Raw genomic sequence first — 18,774 nt, forward strand, 5'->3', positions numbered from 1 at the left:
ACGTTAATTAGCTTAACAAATAGTATGCCCGATAGTTTGAAAAAAGAAGCTATTGGCTCTGTTTCTTTTTAAAGAGATATACCTTCGACTCTTTGCCTTTCAGCAATCTTTCTAGGTTTTTTTGATGGGTAACCAATATCAGCACGCATACGCAGATGCCGTAAAGTGCTTCAGATTTGACAGATGATTGCAATACAAATACGATTCCTATGGGAAAGGTAAAGCCCGCGCAGATTGAGCTGAGAGAGACGTATTTGGTGGTGAGCAACACGACCACAAAAACAATTACACATAGTAAAGCGGCCATCGGATTAACAGCCAACACCATTCCGAAAAGTGTAGCTACACCTTTCCCACCCCTGAAACCCGCAAATACAGGAAAGAGGTGTCCCATTACCGCGATTACGCCCAATGCCAGCTCGTAGTTTACAAATTCTGCCGAAAAATGAGGACCGGTGATAGAAAGGCCAATAAATGCGGCCAACTTTGTTGCGGTATAGCCTTTGGAAATATCGATAACCATAACCGCAATACCGGCTTTTTTGCCTAATACCCTAAAAGTATTTGTAGCTCCGGCATTGCCACTCCCATATTCCCTAACATCAACACCATAAAATGCCTGACCTAACCACACTGCCGTGGGTATAGAACCAAGAAGATAGGCAGCAATTAGGGCTGAAATGGAATAGATCGAAATCATGACCTACAATTATACTAAAAAAATCAGATTCAAAACCTAGTATTTTGTTGAATTAGTATGCTTTTAAACTTAGGTCTAAACTTTTAACAGAATGGGTCAATGCGCCCATAGAAATGTAGTCAACCCCACATGCGGCATATTCTGCCACATTTTCTTCGGTTATGCCACCAGACGCTTCTGTAATGAATTTACCGTTAACCAGGGCAACTGCCTCTTTTAATAAGGATGGTTCAAAGTTATCGAGCATAATTCGATCAACGTTTCCTTCGGCAAGTACTTGGGCTAATTCTGCGAGATTTCTAACTTCTATTTCAATGGCCAAATCTAGATGATGATGTTTGAGGTATTGGTTTGCGGCTTTAATTGCATTGGCAATTCCACCCGCATAATCAACATGGTTATCCTTAATTAAGATCATATCGTACAAACCAATCCGATGGTTAACTCCTCCGCCAATTTTTACGGCCCATTTTTCGAGGTATCTGAATCCGGGGGTAGTTTTACGCGTATCTAAAATTTGGGTATGATAAGGCTTTAATAGCCCAACAATTCGGTTGGTTTTGGTGGCAATCCCGCTCATGCGCTGCATACAATTTAAAACCAATCTTTCGGCCAATAATATAGCGTGTGTGCTCCCCTCAACTGTCAAAACAATATCGCCTACTTTAACAGCAGCACCATCATCAATTAAAACAGTAATCTTTAATTGGGAATTAACCTGATCAAATATTTCAAGCGCAAGCTCTACCCCTGCTAATATGCCATCTTCTTTAACAATTAATTTGGCTTTACCTTGTGTATTTTCAGGAATAGTTGATAAGGAGGTATGATCTCCATCGCCAATATCTTCGGCAATGGCATTCTTAATAAAGAGATCTACTAATTTTTTATCCAAAACTTAAATTTATTTGCAAAACTAGTAATTTAAACGCAAAGAGCGCAGAGTTTTCGCAAAGAACGCGGAGGCTGGTTATCCTCGGGATAGCAGAGTTGAAAAATAAGGGAATCCTTGTCGGTATAAGAACAGAACATTATCCTTCTTATCAATTTGGCTACGGATGTCATCTTCTAAATTAAACCTTTCCTCTCCTCCAGGAGGCGGGGCTAAGGTAACTGAACTACTCTTTATCCTGTTCAATCCGTAGTTCTGTGATTACGAAAGTATTGGTTAATTTCTTTAAATTTAAAGTAACGGTAACCCTGTACTTCCCATTTTTTGTACCTAAAGAAAACGCGGCAAACCTAAAATTTTGGTTATTATTTAGACGGTGGATGAGGGTTACTTTATTAGGCGTATTTTTAAGAAAAAAATCTCTCAAAATCTGTTCAGATTGTGCTTTACTGTATACATCTTCCTGATCAATTATGATTAATTCTATAGAAGGGGCAAAATTTTTGGCAATTTCTTTTGAATTTCCGGCCTTAAATTGCACAAGCAAATCATCTATTATATCAGCCTGAGACGCGTTAGTTGATGGAAAATGCAAGAGCAAAAGCATTAATGCAAGTAATGGTTTCATCATTTGTGTTAAAAAACAAATAATTTAAAGCCAAAATTATGCCATTAATAAATCTTAATGCCCAAAAACTTTCTGTTAAAGGTTCAATAGGTTTATATTTGCGCTAGAATACTACAATAAAATTCAACAACAATCCACAGTCTTAATTTGTTCTAAAAACTATAATATAATGAAAGCTAAAAAATTGGTACTGTTAATACTTGATGGCTGGGGATACGGAAAGCAGGATAAATCGGATGCCGCTTTCGCTGCTAATACTCCATTTTTTGATTCGATGTTGAAGCAGTATCCTAACTCTAAATTGGAAGCTTCTGGAGAAGCAGTGGGCTTACCTGCCGGACAAATGGGAAATTCGGAAGTTGGGCACATGAACCTCGGCGCAGGTAGAGTGGTTTATCAGGAATTAGGAAGAATAAACAAAGCCATTTCAGATCGAACGCTCCATAGTAATCAAGTTCTTGTTGATGCTTTTAACTATGCCAAAAACAACGATAAAGCAGTTCATTTTATAGGATTATTATCTGATGGAGGCGTACATGCCCACATCAATCACCTTAAAGCGCTATGTGATGCAGCACAGGAAAATGGCTTGGAAAAAGTATTTATTCACGCTTTTTTAGACGGAAGGGATACAGACCCGAATGCCGGAGCAGGGTATATCAATAGTTTAAACAATCATTTAAAGACCTCTACCGGTAAAATCGCAAGTTTGATAGGCAGGTATTACGCCATGGATAGGGATAGCCGTTGGGAACGCGTAAAGCTGGCCTATGATGTAATGGTAAACGGGATTGGCGATAAAGCAACCGATGCCGCAACTGCCGTTCAGAAATCTTATCAGGAAGGGATAACAGACGAATTTACCAAGCCCATTGTAATAACTGATGGTGTTGGCAACCCAACTGCAACCATTAAGCCCGGCGATGTAGTGCTATGTTTTAATTATAGAACGGATAGAGGAAGGGAAATTACCGCAGCGTTAAGTCAGAACGATTACCCTGATTTCGGAATGCAAAAATTGCCACTGTATTATGTAACCATGACCAGTTATGACGATAATTTTGAAGGAGTTAAAGTAATTTTTACCAAAGATGACCTATCCAATACTTTAGGTGAAGTGCTAGAGGCCAATCATAAAAACCAGATCCGCATTGCGGAGACAGAAAAATACCCGCATGTAACCTTTTTCTTTAGCGGAGGAAGGGAAAAAGAATTCGAAAATGAAAAAAGGATTTTAATACCCTCGCCCAAGGTAGCTACATACGATCTGCAACCAGAGATGAGCGCTGCCGGAATTACGGAAGCAATAAATAAGGAGCTAAAAAGCGGATGGCCTGATTTTGTATGCCTAAACTTCGCTAACCCCGATATGGTAGGTCATACAGGAGTTTTTGAGGCCGTAGTAAAAGCAGTAGAAACAGCTGATTATTGTGCATCGCAAGTGGTTAAAACGGGGATCGAAAATGGTTATTCCTTTATCATCCTTGCAGATCATGGAAATTCTGAGTTTATGATTAATAATGATGGTTCAGTAAACACGGCGCATACCACTAATTTGGTGCCCTGCATTTTAATCGACGATGATTATAAAAGCATAGCTGATGGGAAATTGGGTGATATTTCGACCACAATTTTAAAAATTATGGGAATTGCCATACCGCCGATCATGACGGGTAATTGCTTAGTGTAATGAGAATATCCTTCTTTTTTCTGTTAATTATCCTATTTACTTCATGCAATTTTAAAAAGGAGGAAAAATCGAAAGTGAAAACCTATTTCGATCTGGAAGGCTATTTTAAAAAGGAAGCATCACGGTTGAAGAACAAAAATGAACCAATTGTTAAAACGGTATGGATTAACGGCAAGTCGGAGCAGAAAAAAATAATCATCAAAAATTGGGAAAAGGAGTTTAGCGTTTTTATAGATGCTGATATCAATAAAAGTTCTTGGAGGGGATCATTTAAAAAGTCAATACATCTTACTCCATATTCAAACAATGCCCAAGCATCTACTTTGAATTATGAAGTAACGATCTATACTTCAACAAATGAGAAAATTGCTGTTAAACAGATCTTAATCAGCAAGAAGGAGGATAAAATAAATTTCATTAAGGTTTTTATTCACAACAACAACGCCTTATATACCTCAACAGATAGCTTGAGCTATTTTCCCGATAGCGCATACCAGATTAAAAAGTTACAGCACATTAAATTGATGGAAGAAAAAAGGTATTTGATCGAAGGGCGCTTTGGGCACTGATATTATTTCTTTCACCACCCCTGCCTGCCGGCAGGCAGGTAAGACACCTCAGAAACCTAAGTTTTTCAAATGAATTCATTCAACTTAGTTGCTTCTTCGGGACATCGCCAACGCCTAACGCCAACCTCCAAACCTCTACTTAAGGCTAGCAATCTGAGCCTTCACATAATCAATGAGCTTAACAATATCATTTCTGAGTGGCTGCATGGTAAGCACCTTCTGAAAATCCGCAATTGAATTGTTAAAGATGGAGATGCAGGCTAACTTTTCTGGTGCTTTTTTAATTTTATACGATTTAAAAATAGCATAATCTTTATAGGCAATACCCCTATTTTGGAGAATTTGGGTGTCTTCTTCTCCATCAATTTCTATAGCTTTAGTAAAATCTTTTATGGCCGAAACATAAAAATTTTCTCTCAGCTGATTTAATGATTCTTTTGGCGCATTGGCAATGTTAAGCCTTGCTTTTCCGCGATAATAATAGGCAGAGTAGTCGTTTGGTTTTAATGCAATCAAGCGACTATAGGCCGTAATTGCATTTTCAAAATCACCGCATTGAAAATAAGAGTAGCCCAGCATTTTTAATACACTGGCATTGTTTGGATCATTTTGGTCGGCCTTCTCCAGCTGACCAACAGCAGCTTTATAATCGCTTTTCATGAAAGCTTGCATGCCCAATCGCTCATAATTAACCTGGGCGAAAGTAGTGAGTGCAGTGGAAATTAAAAATAGTACTAAAAATGACGTTTTTGAATAATTCATTCAGCGTTTTTATTTTGTTTAAATTACAAATCTCCGTTAAGGGGATAAACAATTATTGTATTTTGTAATATTTTCTCCTAATATACAAATTCTAGTTTGATACAAATATTAAGGTAAACGTTAAAAAGTGCTAAATATGTTATCAACTACTAATTTTTTTGAGGCTGACGTTTTAACAGTCAAATCAGCTTTTTAGATTTTTGGCACAAGAGTTGAAATTACAACCATCACTACACAATTATTAATTATATAACGGCATGCTGTCAGATTGTCGTTAATACTATTTAAAAAGGCCTATTTAAATGAGCAAACAAGATCACTTTGATTTTAGTCAAGCACTACCCATGATAAATGAAGATACAGAGTTCTTTCCATTGATGTCTCAACAGGACGAAGATGAAATGAACAATGAAGAAACACCCGAGATATTAGCCATATTACCACTTAGAAACACCGTTTTATTTCCGGGTGTAGTAATTCCCATCACTGTAGGTAGAGATAAATCTATAAAATTAATACGGGAAGCGTACAAAGGCGATAAAATTATCGGAGTAGTTTCACAACGTGATGTAGCAGTGGAAGACCCTACTTTTGACCAGCTTAACAGTGTTGGAACGGTTGCGCAAATTATTAAAATGCTGCAAATGCCCGATGGGAATACGACGGTAATTATCCAGGGGAAACAACGTTTCCAATTGGTTGAAGAAGTACAGTCTGAACCCTATATCAAAGTTATTATTGCCAAATTTGCCGAATCAAAACATAAATCTGATAAAGAATTTAAAAGTTTGGTTGCGGCAATTAAGGAAATGTCATCTCAAATTATCCAACTTTCTCCGAATATTCCGAGCGAAGCTGGTATTGCATTAAAAAATATTGAAAGCACCTCGTTCTTGATCAATTTTATCTCTTCTAATATGAATGCGGATGTTGCCGACAAGCAGAAAATGCTTGAAATGGGTAATTTGCGCAAACGTGCGGAGATGGTAATGGAACTCTTAACATCAGAGCTACAGATGTTAGAGCTTAAAAATCAGATCCAATCTAAGGTAAGAACAGATTTAGACAAGCAACAACGTGATTATTTTTTAAACGCCCAATTAAAAACTATTCAGGAAGAGCTTGGTGGAAATTCTTCAGATTTAGAATATGAGGCTTTGGCAATCCGCGCCAAAAAGAAAAAGTGGGCAAAACCAGTAGGTGATCATTTTGGAAAAGAGCTAGAAAAGCTGGGCAGGATGAATCCGGCAGCGCCCGATTATTCTATCCAAATGAACTACTTGGAGTTGTTGCTAGACTTACCTTGGAACGATTTCACAAAAGATAATTTTGACCTAAAACGTGCCCAACGTATTTTAGATAAGGATCATTTTGGACTGGAAAAAGTAAAGCAAAGGATTATCGAATACCTGGCTGTGCTTAAATTAAAAAGAAACATGAAGGCCCCTATCATTTGCTTAGTGGGCCCTCCGGGTGTTGGAAAAACATCGTTAGGAAAATCTATTGCAAAAGCAATTAATCGTAAGTATGTACGCATGGCCTTAGGTGGAATTAGAGATGAAGCCGAAATCCGTGGACATCGAAAAACTTACATCGGCGCAATGCCAGGACGTATTATCCAGTCCATCAAAAAAGCAGGTGCCTCAAATCCTGTTTTTGTTTTGGATGAGATAGATAAGGTTGGCTCTGATTTTAGGGGCGATCCTTCATCAGCTCTGCTTGAGGTATTAGATCCTGAGCAAAATAGTGCTTTTAACGACCATTATGTTGAGGCTGATTACGACTTATCTAATGTGCTCTTCATCGCAACGGCTAATTCGTTGAGTTCTATACAGCCAGCATTACTGGATAGAATGGAAATTATAGAGGTAAATGGCTATACCATCGAAGAAAAGATTGAAATAGCAAAAAAATACCTCTTGCCCAAACAAAAGGAGCAACATGGCCTTAAACTTAAGGATATCACCCTCAAAAGTTCATTAATAGAAAGAGTAATCGAAGATTATACGCGTGAAAGCGGCGTACGTGGATTAGAAAAGAAAATAGGCTCCTTAGTTCGTGGCGTGGCTACAAAAATTGCGATGGATGAGAAGTACGAATCCCTTTTAACACAGCACGACATCGAACGTATTCTTGGTGCCCCAACCTATGACAAAGATTTATATGAAGGAAATGAAGTTGCAGGTGTAGTTACCGGATTGGCATGGACCCAGGTTGGTGGGGATATCCTATTTATTGAAGCAAGCTTAAGTCCAGGAAAAGGAAAACTCACACTAACCGGCAATTTAGGTGATGTAATGAAAGAATCTGCGATCATTGCCTTGGCCTATATTCGCGCACATGCTACATTATTCGGTATAGACAATCAGTTATTTGATCATTTTGATGTGCACGTACATGTTCCGGCAGGAGCCACTCCAAAAGACGGTCCTTCGGCAGGTATAACTATGCTAACGGCCCTTACATCAGCATTTACACAACGTAAGGTTAAATCTAATTTAGCAATGACGGGCGAGATTACCTTGAGGGGTAAAGTATTGCCAGTAGGTGGAATCAAAGAGAAAATTCTTGCGGCTAAAAGGGCGAATATAAAGGACATAATCCTATGTAAATCTAATCGGAAAGATATTCTTGAAATCAAAGAGAATTACATTAAAGACCTTAAATTTCACTATGTGACAGAAATGAAGGAAGTAATTGATTTGGCGCTCACCAAAGATAAAGTTAAGGATGCGCAAGATTTGAGCATTAAATCCGTTTCAGTTCCAAATACTAATTGATGCGTTTAAAAGCTTTACTTATTGCAGCAATAATAGGCTACTGCAGTAATACCTTTGCCCAGAATTATAAAAATGAGATCGGACTAAAAAGTGATAATGATGCTTATCTTTTTATTTCACAAGACCGTTATTACACCAATGGGCTATTTTTAAATTTTCGCCATGCTACAGATCAAGAGAAATTAGGGAAAAATTTAGAGAAATTTATCTATGGGTTTACTATAGGTCAGAAAATGTACAATCCAATTTCGGGGAACCGGCCAATTAAATCAAAACAAGATCGCCCATTTGCCGGCTATTTATTTGCAGGCGGAGATTTTAATTTTTTCTACAAAAAGGAAAGTGTGCTAAAGATCAGTGCAGAGCTGGGCACCATCGGGCCTGATGCCTTGGCTGAGGATGCCCAAAAACTTCTGCACAGCACATTTGGCTTTTACGAAATTGATGGTTGGCAATATCAGATCACCAATGAATTGGCCGCCAACGTTTCTGCTCAATATACCAAGCTTTTACATCGATCTGAAGCAAAGGACCTCGATTTCTCATTAGAAACCTATATCAACGCAGGTACAACATTTAGCGGAGCTGGCGCAGGAGTAGTATTCAGAACTGGAAGAATAAATCAATTATTTAATTCTGGCTCTACCAATTCGGTGATTAGTAACAAGGCGACGACAGAAAAATTAACCAAAAGAGAATTTTTCTTTTATGCTAAACCCCAATTAAATTTTGTGGCTTACGATGCTTCAATCCAAGGAGGTATGTTTAACCATAACAGCCCTGTAACATTTGAAGTGAAGAGGTTTGTATTTGCTCAACAAGTTGGATTTGATTATAGTAGCGCTAGATTTACGGTTGATTTTAGCCTACTTTTTAAATCTCGAGAAGTAAAGAGTGTTGCGCTAGCCGACCAATATGGTATGATTTCGTTAAATTATCGGCTTAAATAGCGGAGTTAGAATGGGTGGTTGATAGTTTATAGTTCATGGGTGATAGCTGAGGCGAATACACTAGCATCCCCTATGCTCCCATGCTTCATGCTCTCAAATAATTGGCTTTTTTCTGTGCTCTTTTTTGGTGGCCTTGGCTAACTTATTATTAAGTCTCTTTTCGATAACGGATTTAGGAATTTTGGTTGGCTTTCGTTTTTTTTGGATTTTTAAGGATTTGGCTAGCAAATCGATAAATTTGATAATAACGATTTCTTTATTGGCCAGTTGGCTTCTGTCTACTTGAGATACAAGGTGGAGATTCCCCTCAGAATCTATTTTATTTTTTAATCTTTCCAGTAATAACGCTTTTTCCTCCTCGGTAAATAAAACAGTTTCTTGCACATTGAAGACGAGCTCAACTTTACTCGAAACCTTGTTTACATTTTGACCGCCCTTGCCTCCACTTCGTGAGGTTTTAAAGGTTACTTCTTTTATTAATTCTTCTTTAAGGGGTACCATTGCACAAAAATATTAAATCCTGATTAATGTACAATTTTTCGCGTAGCGGATGATTACACTGATTCGCTACGCGGGTGATTACACCGTCCCGATAGCTATCGGGAAAGAGATTACACCGATTTGTATTACTAACTTTACTGGTTCCATCTTCCATCTTCCATCTTCCATCTTCCATCTCCTAACTCCCAACTCCGACTCCCGACTTCTTTCGCTTCGCGGATGATTACACTGATAAACAGATTACACCGATTTGTATTACTATCTTGCTTGTTCAATTTTCCGGACTTTTGGACTTTTGGACTTTTGGACTTTTGGACTTTTGGACTTTTGGACTCTCGGACTTCGGACTTCCATCTTCCATCTTCCATTTGACATCCTACTCCTCTTCCTTACTCCCGCTCACTTTTTCTCTAAGAGTGATAATATCTTTATCAAGTTGGTACACCCCACCTCTGTCATTACCCACTAGTTCCAGTTTTTCTAACATCGTTTTGGCCATTTTCTCTTCTTCCAATTGTTCGTCAAGGTACCATTGCAAAAATTTAAAGGTGATATAATCTTTTTCCTGTAAAGCAAGATCTACAAGATTATTGATAGATTGTGACACCTCCAGTTCATTTTTCAGAAAATCCCTAAAAACGTCGATTACCTGCAAATAGTTGTTTTGAGGCATAGCGAGTGCTGGAATGATGGCATGACCGTCCCTATCGTTGATATAATGTATAAATTTGAGCATATGATGACGTTCTTCATCGCTCTGCTTGTAAAAAAATTCGGTATAGCCCTCTAATCCAGGTTGGGTTTCGAGCCATGAAGCTACGGCCAAATAAATTTGAGAGGATTCTGCTTCTATTTTAACTTGCTCGTTTAAAGCATTTAGCATTGTGGCTGATAATAGCATAAATTTTGATTTATATCCTATTAAACCCTTATAAGCATCAAATTGTTCTATTTATTTTGGTTTTGAACTAGGCTAAAAGCCATTAAGTAAATGCAAACTAGACCAAAAAAAACAATTTCAAAATATTACCTTTGTTGAAGATGAGAAAAAATCTGGTTATAGCAATAGATGGTTATTCCTCTTGCGGTAAAAGCACTTTGGCTAAAGCTTTGGCCAAAAAATTAGGTTTTATATATGTTGATAGCGGTGCCATGTACCGGGCAGTAACCTTATTTTTTATTCGTAATCAGGTTGATGTAACCAATCCAGAAGATGTGAAGGGAGCCCTTAATCATATCGATCTCAATTTTCACTCTAGGGACTACGAATCCCATATCCTTTTAAATGGCGAAGAAGTTTCTGATGAAATTAGACAAATGCCCGTTTCTGAAAGCGTAAGTGAAGTATCTGCCAATAAATTGGTTCGTTATGACATGGTTAAGCAGCAACAACGCATGGGAAAATCAAAAAATATCGTAATGGACGGGCGTGATATCGGCACTGCGGTATTTGAAGATGCGCAGATTAAGTTTTTTATGACAGCCGATCCTAAAATAAGAGCCGAACGCAGGTATAAGGAGTTAATTGCAAAAGGAGACAGAACAACCAGTTTGGAAGATGTTTTCGAAAATTTAGCTCACCGTGATTATGCCGACACTACCCGAAAAGAAAGTCCGCTGGTACGGGCCGAAGATGCTATTATTTTAGACAATACAGACTTAACAGAATTGGAGCAGCTTGATTTTGCTTTGGCCAAGATCAGTCCATTTTTGGATAGCATTAAGCACTAGATACACACCTTATTAAATAATTTGGTATTTTAGGTTCATATAATTGCTCATATGAGATTTACCACACTACTAAAAACAAGCTTCCTAGCTTTGATCTTGCTGGATAACAGTGATGCCATGGCCCAGAAAAAAGGCTGGATTGAACTCTTTAATGGAAAAGATCTTAAAGGCTGGACCATTAAGATCGCCAAACATGATGTGGGTGAAAATTATGCCAATACTTTTCGAGTGGAGAATGGCCAGATGAAAGTTAGATATGATGGCTACACGAATTTCGACAAACAGTATGGACATATTTTCTATAAAACCCCATTCTCCTATTACATTTTAAAAGTAGAATATCGATTTGTTGGCGAACAGGCGCCGGGAGGCGAAGGGTGGGCGCTAAGAAATAGTGGCGCAATGCTTCATGGCCAAGATCCAAAAACAATGCTCAAAGACCAAGATTTTCCGATTTCTATTGAAGGGCAGCTTTTAGGTGGCGATGGTACACATGAAAGGCATACAAGCAATGTTTGTACGCCTGGGACAACTATTTATATGAACGATAAGTTAACGATGGCCCACTGCCTGGAATCGAATAGCAAAACTTTTCATGGCGAACAATGGGTAACCGCTACTTTTGTAGTCTTGGGCGATTCGGTGATCAAACACTATGTAAATAATGAATTGGTATTAACCTATACGAAACCTCAAATTGGTGGAGGGAGTGTAACCAACTATGATCCCAAAGTTAAAATTGATGGGAAAGCCTTAACTGGAGGGTATATTTCTTTACAAAGTGAAAGTCATCCCATCGATTTTAGAAAAGTAGAATTGGTTGATTTGGCGCCTTATTCCAATGACAAGGTTAAGCTTGAAAAGGTGTTAACTAAGTTCATGGAAAAATAGTTTGGAGATGGGAGTTGAAAACTTTGGAAGTTGCCTGAAGAATAAAAATAAAAGTTGAGTCTAATTTATTAGAGTGGGCATAGCATATGAACTATTTAAATAAGTTATTGATTATAGCTGATAGGAATAGAAGCACCTCGGAGATTATCTATTGGTGGGAATTACGGAGATTACTTTACAATTTCGTAGTACTTTTATCTGGACTTTTAAGTTTAGCAATTATATCACCTCTCATTAATGTCCCCCCTGGAGAGGATGTTGTTGAACCCCTAGCGGTGATTGCATTTGCTGTGGTGTGCAACTTGTCCTACACATTAGGATGGTTAACCGAAATATTTATAGGAAAAAGCAGTACGTATGGCCCTAAAATGTTTAGGGCTGGATTATACTTTACTTTAATTATTGTGTTTATCCCTACCGTTGTTCATGTGATCTCATGGATTTTGCGAGGTTTCACCACGATGTATTAAATAGCAGGCAAAAAAAAGGTACAATGTAAACTTAAACTAAAATATACAATGAATAAAGCATCTTATCTCCTTATCTCATTTGCGCTATTAGGTTCTTTTAACTATTGCAACGCACAAAACATTGATAAAAATAAATTTAGCGCCCTCATTTCGTTAAATGAAAGCTACAAAATGGATGTTTCAACCACTTATTTGCACAGTTATGGTGAGGTGTATCTACTCACTTCAAATAAATCTATCGATTCTACCCTACTGGCCATGAGCAAAAATCAATATGTTTCGCAGAAGGGTATCTTTGATACGCTTAAAAGCCAATTTAATGTGTATACCATTGTAAAAAACGATAAGGAAGATGAGTTGTTCGATGATTTGGTAGAGACGAAAAATTACAGTACCCCATATTCATTTCAGCTCGACGAAAGAGTTAGACCACCCCAGTCTATTACAACCTATATCATGTGGCAACGATCATCTTCTGGATTTAGATTTTCGAAAGTTGATAAAAAGTGTAATCCTGCAAAAAGCTATTGTGCTGCCACCATTAAGAAATCTCCCAGATAATAATCAAGGTATTTCGGTGTCACCAATTGGATAAAAAATAATCCTTACCTTTGACAACCAGACTATTGGCAGTTAAACCATTATTATGACCAAAGGATCTTACATCATTATCTTGCTTGTATTAGGCACATTAAATTATTGCAATGCACAAAACGTAGATAAAAATAAGTTTAGCGCCATTATTTCTTTAAATGAGGGTTATAAAAGGGATGTTTCAACAGCCCCGAACAGCTATGGAGACGTTTATTTAGTTACTTCAAATAAAGCAATAGAATCAACCCTACTTTCCTTATGCATTAATCGTTATATAACGCAACAAAGCATCATGGATTCACTTAAAAGAAAGTTTAATGTTTACACGATAGTAAAACAAACGGTCAAAAATGGCGCAGGTGTTAAAATATTTGATGATTTAACCAATGCAGAGCATTACACAGGCAGGTATCTGCTTACCGTCGACGGGCCTAATAGTACTCCTGGTGTACTTCAAACCTTTAACTTATTAGGCCGAGCAGTATCTACTTATAAATTTTCTAAAGTAGACAAGAATTGTAGTCCGGCAAATAGCTTGTGTGCTGTTACCATTAGAAAATCTCCGTAAGGTATTTCACCACCTAAGACGCCTTAGACACCTTAGAGTATTACCGCAAGTAGTCAGTCTGAGGATTTCGAAGACCGACCTAAATATCTTTTTTCACCACCTCAGACGCCTTAGACGCCGCAGAATATTACCCAAGTGGTCAGTCTGAGGATTTCGAAGACCGACCTAAACTCTTTTTTCACCATCTTAGACATCTTAGAACAGCTAAGTGTATAGCGCCAAAAACCTTTGTGGTCTGGGCATACAATTTTTCAGCGTAGAAACTTTGTGGCTTCGCAACTTATCAGTAAAATGTTTAGTTTAACCCTTCGCAGTTAAGTATAGCTAATCGGCTAGCGTCAACACCTATCACCAAACACCTTTCGTATATCTCTATCAATCAGCAACATTAATTAAAAATTTCTTTTTTATTTAAAAGGAAATTTCTACCTTTGCAGTCCCTAAATAGGGAACAAAGGAGATAATTAATTAATGGCTAAAAAACAAGTAGCAGAAAAAGAACTAGAGGCTAAAACAGCCGAACTACAAGGTGCAGACGCTCGTCTAACCGAGAAAGAGACGATAGAATCAGAAGCTGATTCAGTATCGATCGAACAAATCAAATCATCATTAGCAACACCAGATCAAGATTTTGATTGGGATGCAGATGATAAAGTATTTGGAAATTACAGTGATTCAGACCGTAAGAAGTTTGAAGATATGTACACAGATACTTTCAATCAAATTACACAAGGCGAGATCATTAGCGGTATCGTTGTGTCTATCAACAACAAAGACGTAGTATTAAATGTTGGGTTTAAATCTGACGGTTTAGTTTCTACTTCCGAGTTTAGGGACACCCCTGATTTGAAAATTGGCGATTCAGTGGATGTATTCGTAGAAGCTCCGGAAGATGCGAATGGTCAATTGATTTTATCTCGTAAGAGAGCAAAAACACAACGTTCATGGGAAACTATTAACGCTGCCTTAGACAACGACACGATTATTAATGGTTTTGTGAAAAGCCGTACTAAAGGTGGTTTGATTGTTGACATTATGGGTGTAGAAGCGTTCTTACCTGGTTCTCAGATTGACATTAAGCCTATCCGCGATTACGATGTATACGTGGGTAAAACAATGGAATTCAAAGTTGTTAAAATTAACCATGAGTTTAAAAACGTGGTTGTTTCTCATAAAATCTTAATTGAGGACGATTTAGAAAGCCAAAAAGTTGAAATCGTTTCTAAATTAGAAAAAGGACAAGTATTAGAAGGTACTGTTAAAAATATCACTGATTTTGGTGTATTCATCGATTTAGGTGGTGTTGACGGTTTATTGCACATTACTGATATCTCTTGGGGCCGCATAGAGCATCCAAAAGAAGTATTATCATTAGATGAAAAAATCAACGTGGTTGTTTTGGACTTTGATGATGAGAAAAAACGTATTGCTTTAGGCTTAAAACAATTAACTCCTCACCCTTGGGAAAACCTAGATCCAACCCTTGCTGTTGGCTCGAAAGTTAAAGGTAAAATTGTTACTGTAGCTGATTACGGTGCTTTCTTAGAAATCATACCAGGTGTTGAAGGTTTGATCCACGTTTCAGAAATGAGCTGGTCACAAAACCTACGTTCGCCTCAAGAATTCTTGAAAGTTAGCGATGAGATCGAAGCTGAAGTTCTAACTTTAGATAGAGACGAGCGCAAAATGAGCTTAGGTATCAAACAATTAACTCAAGATCCATGGGGTAATGTTGCCGAAAGATATCCAATTGGAAGCAAACACACAGCTGTTGTTAAAAACATGACTAATTTTGGTGTATTTGTTGAGATTGAAGAAGGAATTGATGGATTGATCCACATTTCTGACCTTTCTTGGAGCAAAAAAATTAACCATCCTAATGAGTTTACCAAAGTAGGTGATACTTTAGATGTTGTAGTTTTAGAACTTGATGTTGAAAACCGCAAACTAAGCTTAGGTCACAAACAACTGGAGGAAAACCCTTGGGATACTTTCGAAACTATCTTTACTCTTGATTCAGTTCATCAAGGTACAGTAGTTAAAGTAACTGATAAAGGTGCTGTTATTGCTTTACCATACGGTGTAGAAGGTTTCGTGCCTACTAAGCACATGGCTAAGGAAGATGGTTCAACTATCAAAGCTGAAGAAACCAATGATTTCAAAATCATTGAATTTAACAAAGATGCTAAACGTATCGTTGTATCTCACGCCCGTATTTGGGAAGAGGCTAAAGCCGAAGCAGTTGCTGAAGAGAGAAATGCTAAAAAGAAAGAAGCGAAAGCCTCTAACACAGCTGTTAAAAAAGTAAAAGACTCTGTAGAGAAATCTACTCTTGGTGATCTTAGTGTTCTAGCTCAATTAAAAGAGCAAATGGAAGGCGAAGAAAGCAAGAAAAAAGGAAAATAGTGCTTTTTAACTAGCCAATAAATTTTAAGTCCCTGATGAAAATTAGGGACTTTTTTTTGTGCCGCTGTTTTTTAAACCACATTGAAATATAGGGCACATATAAATGGAACTAATACTTGGCTAATAGCTATGTGTACTATGTACCTATGGTGACTTTCGGAATCTTTTTTCACCAGCCCTGCCTGCCGCTAGGCAGGTTAGACATCTTAGATCATCTTGGTTTTTAAGTATTCGCCTCCTACTTTCGGACTCTTTTATTTACTTTTAGCAAAATCCTTTCAATGAAAAAATTTGTATTTACCATCTTACTTACAGCTATAGTATACCTTGCCAATGGGCAGATAAATGTTTTAACTAATAAATTGTCTGTTAATATTCTACCAAAACCTGTAATTTCTCAAACAGGAGACCCCAAAAACGACTTTACCATTAATGCAAATACAAAAATCTATATCCAAAGTGATTCTTTAATAAATTCAGCAAATTTCTTTATCGACTACGTTCAAAAAAATTATAATCGCACTCTTAAAATCACCACTGTTATACAAACCCAAAATGTAATCAATCTCCTTTCGCAAACCACTTTCGACAAATTCAAGGATACCTACAACCTTAATGTGAGAGGAAATGGAATAACGATAAATGGGAATTCTAGCGCCGGCGTTTTCTACGGCGTTCAATCACTAATACAACTTTTGCCTACAAAAAAAACAGCATTCCTTAAAATACCGTCGGCAACGATATTAGACTATCCCCGTTTCGAATACCGCGGCATGCACCTTGATGTAAGTCGACATTTTTTTGATGTTGCCTTCGTTAAAAAATACATTGATTACCTCGCACTGCATAAAATGAATTACTTCCATTGGCATTTAACAGACGACCATGGTTGGAGGATAGAAATTAAGAAATACCCCAAATTAACAGAAATTGGCGCTTGGCGTGATGGGAGCATTATTGGCTTATGGCCAGGAAAGGGGAATGAAGGTATTAAGTACGAGGTTTTACCAACCGAGATCAAGATTACCCCCAAAGATGCGGTAATCAAAACCGATGGTATTCGCTACGGTGGGTATTATACACAAGATGAAATTAAGGATGTGATCGCTTACGCAGCAAAAAGATACATCACCATTATTCCAGAAATTGAGATGCCGGCACATAGCATGGCCGTTTTAGCGGCTTATCCAGAATTGGGAACAGAACCTAATAAAAAATACGAAGTTGCCCAAACCTGGGGTATGATGAACAAATACAACAATGTTTTACAGCCTACAGAAAAAACATTCCAGTTCTTAGAAAATGTATTAACTGAAGTAATGGCATTATTTCCTTCTCCATACATCCACATAGGTGGAGATGAGGGCTCAAAGGTATGGTGGAAAAGTTCTTCTGTTGCGCAAGGGATTATGAAAAAGAATAACCTAAAGGATGAAAGTGCATTGCAGAGCTATTTCATCCATCGGATAGAGAAATTTGTAAATAGCAAAGGAAAAACAATAATTGGTTGGGATGAGATTTTAGATGGCGGCCTCGCTCCTAATGCAATTGTAATGAGCTGGCGAGGAGAAAAAGGGGGAATTGATGCCGTAAAAGAGCAACATAAAGTAATAATGACACCAGAAAACATGATGTATTTTAACCATAAACAATTTCTACAGGAAGACAGTTTAGCAGCAAATAAATATTCCCCCTTGGAAGTGGTCTACAAATATGATCCGGTTCCCTCAGAATTAACGAAAGCAGAAAGTGCCTATATTTGGGGAGCCCAGGGAAATTTATGGTCGGAATATATTAGTAATCCGTCCAAAGCAGAATACATGCTCTTCCCAAGATTGGATGCATTGAGTGAGATGTTATGGAGCCCTAAAGAAATCCGGGATTATCCCGACTTTTTAAAGCGACTCAAATCCCAGTTTGAGCGTTATGATTTGATGGGGGTAAACTATAGTAAACGCTATTTAAAATAATCAGCTACAGCCCAAGTACGAATGGTATATAATCTCTAGCGTATAAAGCTAATAAAAGCAGGGAATTAAAAGATATCGCCAAAAATTATGAAAGAATGCCTGATTTTGAACTGATTAGGATAGCAACAAAAGATGCATATGGTTTACGGCCAGAGGTATTTGAGATTATTAAACTTGAATTAAAGAATAGAAATCTTGATGTTAACATATTGAATGCAGCAGAAGCTCAAAATAAAGATTATTCTATTGAAGAAATCAAAGCATATGCTACCTTATTAGCGGGGCTTCCATGTCCAATTTGTGGCAGCAGTGAAGAAAAATTAAATGGAACGATTACCCATACTGTTAAAAGTATTATTTTCTTTACTATATCTTCAAGCGCTATATTAATTGCCTGCCCAAATTGTTTAGACAAAAAGATTGGCGAGGCCATTCTTTCAACTGCCTTGTTAGGGTGGTGGGCAGTACCGGGCCTGATTAAAACTCCCCAGTACATCCATAAAAACTATCAATCAAAGAAGCAAAATAGACTTAACGATCTTAACGACACGTTATTATCTTATACATTAGCTAATATTGGGCAAATAGAAGCTTATAAGTACGACAAAATAAAACTTCAGGATGTGATTAAACAGGCAGGATAACGCTGCATTTTTGCTTGTTGTAACATCG

18 protein-coding genes are annotated in these 18,774 nt (G+C 37.6%); 12 read left to right on the forward strand and 6 right to left on the reverse strand.

Going from position 1 to position 18,774, the window contains the following annotated elements:
* Positions 1-49: 49 nt before the first annotated feature.
* From plsY to AC6H0V_RS09500, 3 genes are all read right to left on the reverse strand, one after another.
* The gene (plsY, locus tag AC6H0V_RS09490; protein ID WP_497559952.1) at positions 50-700 is read right to left on the reverse strand and encodes a glycerol-3-phosphate 1-O-acyltransferase PlsY; all 651 of its coding nucleotides are present in this window, start codon (positions 698-700) and stop codon (positions 50-52) included.
* A gap of 52 nt (positions 701-752) precedes the next feature.
* Positions 753-1,595, reverse strand: coding sequence for a carboxylating nicotinate-nucleotide diphosphorylase (gene nadC, locus AC6H0V_RS09495; RefSeq protein WP_497559953.1), 843 nt, complete (start codon positions 1,593-1,595; stop codon positions 753-755).
* Positions 1,596-1,818: 223 nt separating this feature from the next.
* Positions 1,819-2,223, reverse strand: coding sequence for a DUF4783 domain-containing protein (locus AC6H0V_RS09500; RefSeq protein ID WP_497559954.1), 405 nt, complete (start codon positions 2,221-2,223; stop codon positions 1,819-1,821).
* Between the two features lie 166 nt (positions 2,224-2,389).
* Here AC6H0V_RS09500 and gpmI point away from each other — a divergent pair, with 166 nt between their 5' ends.
* Together gpmI and AC6H0V_RS09510 are read left to right on the forward strand one after the other, a co-directional pair.
* Positions 2,390-3,910: a 2,3-bisphosphoglycerate-independent phosphoglycerate mutase gene (gene gpmI / locus AC6H0V_RS09505; protein WP_497559955.1), complete on the forward strand. Its 1,521-nt coding sequence runs from the start codon at positions 2,390-2,392 to the stop codon at positions 3,908-3,910.
* Positions 3,910-4,479: a hypothetical protein gene (locus AC6H0V_RS09510; RefSeq protein ID WP_497559956.1), complete on the forward strand. Its 570-nt coding sequence runs from the start codon at positions 3,910-3,912 to the stop codon at positions 4,477-4,479. The genes gpmI and AC6H0V_RS09510 overlap by 1 nt, the downstream gene beginning before the upstream one ends.
* Positions 4,480-4,614: 135 nt before the next feature.
* Here the strand turns inward: AC6H0V_RS09510 and AC6H0V_RS09515 are convergent, their stop codons facing one another.
* Positions 4,615-5,241, reverse strand: coding sequence for a tetratricopeptide repeat protein (locus AC6H0V_RS09515; protein ID WP_497559957.1), 627 nt, complete (start codon positions 5,239-5,241; stop codon positions 4,615-4,617).
* 302 nt (positions 5,242-5,543) lie between these two features.
* On the opposite strand from AC6H0V_RS09515, the gene lon reads away from it, so the two are divergent.
* Complete coding sequence (gene lon, locus AC6H0V_RS09520) at positions 5,544-8,021, forward strand: endopeptidase La (RefSeq protein ID WP_497559958.1); 2,478 nt, start codon at positions 5,544-5,546, stop codon at positions 8,019-8,021.
* A complete protein-coding gene (locus tag AC6H0V_RS09525; RefSeq protein WP_497559959.1) occupies positions 8,021-8,971 on the forward strand; it encodes a lipid A deacylase LpxR family protein in 951 nt (316 codons plus the stop codon). Before lon ends, AC6H0V_RS09525 begins: the two co-directional genes overlap by 1 nt.
* Positions 8,972-9,064: 93 nt before the next feature.
* On the opposite strand, the gene arfB is transcribed toward AC6H0V_RS09525, so the two are convergent.
* Both arfB and AC6H0V_RS09535 read right to left on the reverse strand, forming a co-directional pair.
* Positions 9,065-9,472 carry an alternative ribosome rescue aminoacyl-tRNA hydrolase ArfB gene (gene arfB, locus AC6H0V_RS09530; protein WP_497559960.1) on the reverse strand — a complete coding sequence of 136 codons (408 nt, stop codon included), beginning with the start codon at positions 9,470-9,472 and terminating at the stop codon, positions 9,065-9,067.
* Positions 9,473-9,848: 376 nt separating this feature from the next.
* Complete coding sequence (locus AC6H0V_RS09535; protein WP_497559961.1) at positions 9,849-10,373, reverse strand: ferritin; 525 nt, start codon at positions 10,371-10,373, stop codon at positions 9,849-9,851.
* A gap of 140 nt (positions 10,374-10,513) precedes the next feature.
* Here AC6H0V_RS09535 and cmk point away from each other — a divergent pair, with 140 nt between their 5' ends.
* The 8 genes from cmk (at position 10,514) to AC6H0V_RS09575 (ending at position 18,746) form a co-directional block, all read left to right on the forward strand.
* Positions 10,514-11,203: a (d)CMP kinase gene (cmk, locus tag AC6H0V_RS09540; protein WP_497559962.1), complete on the forward strand. Its 690-nt coding sequence runs from the start codon at positions 10,514-10,516 to the stop codon at positions 11,201-11,203.
* 51 nt (positions 11,204-11,254) lie between these two features.
* Positions 11,255-12,094: a 3-keto-disaccharide hydrolase gene (locus AC6H0V_RS09545; protein ID WP_497559963.1), complete on the forward strand. Its 840-nt coding sequence runs from the start codon at positions 11,255-11,257 to the stop codon at positions 12,092-12,094.
* 86 nt (positions 12,095-12,180) lie between these two features.
* The gene (locus AC6H0V_RS09550) at positions 12,181-12,564 is read left to right on the forward strand and encodes a hypothetical protein (protein WP_497559964.1); all 384 of its coding nucleotides are present in this window, start codon (positions 12,181-12,183) and stop codon (positions 12,562-12,564) included.
* 48 nt (positions 12,565-12,612) lie between these two features.
* Positions 12,613-13,125, forward strand: a complete 513-nt coding sequence (locus AC6H0V_RS09555) for a hypothetical protein (protein ID WP_497559965.1) — start codon at positions 12,613-12,615, stop codon at positions 13,123-13,125.
* Positions 13,126-13,210: 85 nt separating this feature from the next.
* Positions 13,211-13,726 (forward strand): hypothetical protein, encoded by a 516-nt coding sequence (locus AC6H0V_RS09560; RefSeq protein WP_497559966.1) that lies wholly within the window; start codon positions 13,211-13,213, stop codon positions 13,724-13,726.
* Positions 13,727-14,197: 471 nt separating this feature from the next.
* The gene (gene rpsA / locus AC6H0V_RS09565) at positions 14,198-16,132 is read left to right on the forward strand and encodes a 30S ribosomal protein S1 (RefSeq protein WP_497559967.1); all 1,935 of its coding nucleotides are present in this window, start codon (positions 14,198-14,200) and stop codon (positions 16,130-16,132) included.
* A 281-nt stretch (positions 16,133-16,413) separates the two neighbouring features.
* Positions 16,414-18,102 carry a beta-N-acetylhexosaminidase gene (locus tag AC6H0V_RS09570; protein WP_497559968.1) on the forward strand — a complete coding sequence of 563 codons (1,689 nt, stop codon included), beginning with the start codon at positions 16,414-16,416 and terminating at the stop codon, positions 18,100-18,102.
* A 95-nt stretch (positions 18,103-18,197) separates the two neighbouring features.
* A complete protein-coding gene (locus AC6H0V_RS09575) occupies positions 18,198-18,746 on the forward strand; it encodes a hypothetical protein (RefSeq protein WP_497559969.1) in 549 nt (182 codons plus the stop codon).
* The last annotated feature ends 28 nt before the right edge of the window (positions 18,747-18,774 follow it).

The sequence above is a fragment of the Pedobacter sp. NO84 genome, from assembly GCF_059703915.1.

Coding starts and splice junctions, on each gene's coding strand:
- rpsA (WP_497559967.1), top strand. CDS start 14,198: ATGGCTAAAAAACAAGTAGCAGAAAAAGAACTAGAGGCTAAAACAGCC.
- AC6H0V_RS09515 (WP_497559957.1), bottom strand. CDS start 5,241: ATGAATTATTCAAAAACGTCATTTTTAGTACTATTTTTAATTTCCACT.
- AC6H0V_RS09575 (WP_497559969.1), top strand. CDS start 18,198: ATGCCTGATTTTGAACTGATTAGGATAGCAACAAAAGATGCATATGGT.
- AC6H0V_RS09560 (WP_497559966.1), top strand. CDS start 13,211: ATGACCAAAGGATCTTACATCATTATCTTGCTTGTATTAGGCACATTA.
- arfB (WP_497559960.1), bottom strand. CDS start 9,472: ATGGTACCCCTTAAAGAAGAATTAATAAAAGAAGTAACCTTTAAAACC.
- AC6H0V_RS09550 (WP_497559964.1), top strand. CDS start 12,181: ATGAACTATTTAAATAAGTTATTGATTATAGCTGATAGGAATAGAAGC.
- AC6H0V_RS09555 (WP_497559965.1), top strand. CDS start 12,613: ATGAATAAAGCATCTTATCTCCTTATCTCATTTGCGCTATTAGGTTCT.
- cmk (WP_497559962.1), top strand. CDS start 10,514: ATGAGAAAAAATCTGGTTATAGCAATAGATGGTTATTCCTCTTGCGGT.
- AC6H0V_RS09545 (WP_497559963.1), top strand. CDS start 11,255: ATGAGATTTACCACACTACTAAAAACAAGCTTCCTAGCTTTGATCTTG.
- plsY (WP_497559952.1), bottom strand. CDS start 700: ATGATTTCGATCTATTCCATTTCAGCCCTAATTGCTGCCTATCTTCTT.
- AC6H0V_RS09570 (WP_497559968.1), top strand. CDS start 16,414: ATGAAAAAATTTGTATTTACCATCTTACTTACAGCTATAGTATACCTT.
- AC6H0V_RS09535 (WP_497559961.1), bottom strand. CDS start 10,373: ATGCTATTATCAGCCACAATGCTAAATGCTTTAAACGAGCAAGTTAAA.
- AC6H0V_RS09510 (WP_497559956.1), top strand. CDS start 3,910: ATGAGAATATCCTTCTTTTTTCTGTTAATTATCCTATTTACTTCATGC.
- AC6H0V_RS09500 (WP_497559954.1), bottom strand. CDS start 2,223: ATGATGAAACCATTACTTGCATTAATGCTTTTGCTCTTGCATTTTCCA.
- gpmI (WP_497559955.1), top strand. CDS start 2,390: ATGAAAGCTAAAAAATTGGTACTGTTAATACTTGATGGCTGGGGATAC.
- lon (WP_497559958.1), top strand. CDS start 5,544: ATGAGCAAACAAGATCACTTTGATTTTAGTCAAGCACTACCCATGATA.
- AC6H0V_RS09525 (WP_497559959.1), top strand. CDS start 8,021: ATGCGTTTAAAAGCTTTACTTATTGCAGCAATAATAGGCTACTGCAGT.